The following is a 3,254-nucleotide window of genomic DNA, read 5'->3' as shown; positions in this document are numbered from 1 at the left end:
GGGCGCGGGGGTGGAGCCGGCCCTGGCGGAGGGGCTGGTCCGCTCCGCGCTGGAGCTGGGCGGCGCGGACCCTGCCCGCGCCTGGCGCGCGGTGAAGGACCTGCTGGGCGAGCGGCTGGTGCCGTGCCGCGCCCCGTGGCTCCACGACGCGCGCCGCGTGCTCGCCGTGGTGGGCCCCACCGGCGTGGGCAAGACCACCACGCTCGCCAAGGTGGCGGCGCGCGCGCTGCTGGAGACGCGCAAGCGCGTCGCCTTCGTGACGGTGGACACCTACCGGCTCGGCGGCGCCGAGCAGCTCGCGCGCTACGCCGGGATCATGGAGGTGCCGGTGCTCGTGGCGCGCGACCGCGGCGAGCTCGGGCGCGCGCTGGATCGGCTCTCCGACGTGGACCTCGTGCTGGTGGACACCGCCGGCCACGCCTCGGTGGAGGACGTGGAGCGCCAGGCGGCGCTGGTCCGCTCCGTCCCGCGGGTCCAGCTCCACCTGGCCGTGTCGGCGGCGGCGGGCGCGCTGGAGCTGGCCGCGGTGGCGGATCGCTACCGCGCGCTCGCGCCGGATCGCCTGGTGCTGACGAAGCTCGACGAGGCGGCCGGGCCGGGCAGCGTGCTCTCCGCCGCGGTGCGGGTGTGCCGCCCCATCGCCTGCGTGACCGACGGCCAGCGCGTGCCCGAGGACGTGCACGCGCTCGCCGGCCCGGCGCTGGTGGACCTCGTCGCCGGAAAGGACGCCCCGTGACCGCCTCCCCCGAGCGCGCCCGTGCCGACCAGGCCCAGGGCCTGCGCGACCGCGTCGCCCCGCGCGACCCCGCCCCGCCGCTGCGCGTGATCGCCGTGACGAGCGGCAAGGGCGGCGTGGGCAAGACGCACATCTCCGCCAACCTGGCGGTGCTCGCCGCCCGCGCCGGGCGCCGCGTGCTCCTGGTGGACGCGGATCTGGGCCTCGCCAACGCCGACATCGTCCTGGGGATCTGCCCCACCCACCACCTCGGCCACCTGCTCGAGGGCGCGGCCACCGCCGAGCAGGTGCTCACCCAGGGCCCGCGCGGCGTGCGCGTGCTGGGCGCGTCGAGCGGCATCCAGTCGCTCACCCGGCTCACCGACGCGCAGAAGCTCACGCTCGTGTCCGCGTTCGAGGCGCTCGACCGGCGCTTCGACCTCGTGCTGGTGGACTGCGGCGCGGGCATCGGGGACAACGTGCTCTTCTTCGCCGGCGCGGCGCAGGAGGCGCTGCTGGTGGTCTCGCCCGAGCCCACCTCGCTCTCCGACGCCTACGCCACGGTGAAGGTCCTGTCCCAGCAGGCCGGCGTGACGCGGTTCGGGGTGGTCGCGAACCAGGCGGCCGACTTCCAGGGCCGCGACGTGTTCCGGCGGCTGACCCAGGTCACCGGCAAGTTCCTCGACGCGCGCCTCGCCTACCTCGGCGCCATCCCGCGCGACGAGGACCTGCCCCGGGCCGGGCGCGTGCAGCAGCCGCTCGTCGAGCTCTACCCGCGCGCGCACGCCAGCCGCGCGCTCCAGGCGCTCTGCGACGCCTTGCTCACCGCGCCGCCGCCGGAGGCCCTGCCCGGCGGCGTGAAGCTGTTCTGGCAGCAGCTCCTCCGCGAGCGGCAGCCCGCCGCCTCGCCCGCCTCGCCCGCCTAGCCCGCCATGCCCGCCGCCCACGCCGCCCTCGCCCGCTACGGCCCGCCCGCCCCCGGGCCGGACGACGCCCTGCTCCGGCGCCACGCGCCGCTGCTCGATCGCTGCGCCCGCCGCCTCGCCGCCCGCACCGGCCACGCGGTCGACCCGGGCGACCTCTGGTCCGCCGGCGCCATGGGGCTGCTCGAGGCGGCGCGGCGCTTCGACGCGTCCCAGGACGTCCGCTTCGAGACCTTCGCCGAGCACCGGGTGCGCGGCGCCATGCTGGACGAGCTCCGCCGGATGGACCACCTGCCGCGGCGCCTCCGCGCGGACGCCGACCGCGTCCAGGCGGCCCGGGCGCGGCTGGAGCAGGCCATCGGCCGCGAGCCGGACCCGGTCGAGGTGGCCGATGCGGTGGGGCTGCCCGCCGAGCAGGTCGGCGAGCTGCTCCTGCTCGCCGCGCCCCCCGCGCCGGTCGAGGACGACCTCGCGCCCGCCCCGGCGCCGCCGGCGGACGAGGCGCTCGCGGCGGCCGAGCGGCGCGGCGCGCTGGCGCGCGCGGTGGCCGCGCTGCCGGAGCGGCTCCAGGTGCTGCTGGCGCTGTACTACGACGAGGCGCTCACCTACCGCGAGATCGCGAAGGTGCTGGGGGTGTCCGAGCCGCGCGTTTGCCAGCTCCACGCGGAGGCGGTGAAGAAGCTCCGCACGCTCGTGTCGGAGATGTAACCACATTCGCCTACGTTTCTGGGTAGCATTCGGGCCTACACCGGAGCCAAGACAGGCGGAACCCCGCGAAACGGGCGGCCGTTCGCGGAAACCTTTACCGGCCCCAGGCCCGGTGCTGTCGTCTGGCCCGACCGCGCCGCCGTTCCGGGATGTCCCCGCCGGCGAGGACGCGGTCGAGGCGGACGCGAAGGGCGCCGCCAGGAGCACGCTGAGCCATGCCGTCGTACGACGACCCAGACGAACGATGCGCCCGTCCCACGGGGCGGGCGACCTTCCGCTTCACCACCTTCGATCCCGACGACCCGGATCTCGCCGAGGAGCTGCGCGGCTGGATCCTCACCGCCCAGGCCTTCCTGGCCCGCGGGGTCACCCCCGCCACGCGGGCCCGCCTGGAGGACTCGCTGCGCATCGTCGGCGAGCTCGCCCGCGTGCTGGCCGGCGAGGAGGAGGGCGAGGGCGTCACCGAGCAGCGCACCGTCCACGCCGCCGTCCACCGCGGCCGCATCCAGGCCGTCACCTCCCTCTTCGTGTGCCCCGGGGCCGCGTTCGTGGAGCTGCTCGCCACCGCCCCGTGGAACCTGCTCGGCCCGGCCGATCCGCCCGACGCGCGCACCGTGCGCGGCGCGGGCACCGCGCTCGTCGACCGCGCCGTGACGCTGTCCCGCGGCGCCGGCGCCGGCGGGAGGGTCACGCTGCAGGCCGAGAACCCGCGCGCGTTCGCCGTCTACCAGAAGCTCGGCTTCGAGCGCATGCGCCCCTCCGACGCGCCGCTCGCGCTGGTGCCGCGCGGCAAGGACGGCTTCTCGAAGTCCGTGCTGCGGCTGGCCCGCGGCGCCGCCGGGCCGGAGGAGGCCCGGGCGCCGTGGATGCTGCTCGACCCGGGCCGCGCCGCGCTGCGCGCCCGCCCG

At 77.4% G+C, this 3,254-nt stretch carries 3 protein-coding genes and 1 pseudogene; all 4 read left to right on the top strand.

Features of this window, described 5'->3' with window-relative positions; translation table 11 throughout:
* A pseudogene (locus tag PSR1_RS22520) lies at positions 1 to 736 on the top strand (ATP-binding protein); the annotation flags it as partial.
* Positions 733 to 1,641 carry a MinD/ParA family protein gene (locus PSR1_RS22515; protein ID WP_059439547.1) on the top strand — a complete coding sequence of 303 codons (909 nt, stop codon included), beginning with the start codon at positions 733 to 735 and terminating at the stop codon, positions 1,639 to 1,641. The pseudogene PSR1_RS22520 and the gene PSR1_RS22515, both read left to right, overlap by 4 nt.
* Before the next feature lie 6 nt (positions 1,642 to 1,647).
* The gene (locus PSR1_RS22510) at positions 1,648 to 2,346 is read left to right on the top strand and encodes a sigma-70 family RNA polymerase sigma factor (protein ID WP_059439546.1); all 699 of its coding nucleotides are present in this window, start codon (positions 1,648 to 1,650) and stop codon (positions 2,344 to 2,346) included.
* A 215-nt stretch (positions 2,347 to 2,561) separates the two neighbouring features.
* The coding region (locus PSR1_RS22505; protein ID WP_059439545.1) for a GNAT family N-acetyltransferase at positions 2,562 to 3,254 on the top strand (693 nt) is incomplete at its 3' end.

Origin of the sequence: Anaeromyxobacter sp. PSR-1 (genome assembly GCF_000964525.1) — a bacterium.
In the GTDB taxonomy this organism is placed as follows: domain Bacteria; phylum Myxococcota; class Myxococcia; order Myxococcales; family Anaeromyxobacteraceae; genus Anaeromyxobacter.
Note: the sequence above shows the minus strand (reverse complement) of the source record. Positions and strands in the feature narration are given on the sequence as shown.

Bases quoted from the DNA above. Each gene is read 5' to 3' on its own strand.
- PSR1_RS22510 (WP_059439546.1), top strand. From the start codon at position 1,648: ATGCCCGCCGCCCACGCCGCCCTCGCCCGCTACGGCCCGCCCGCCCCC.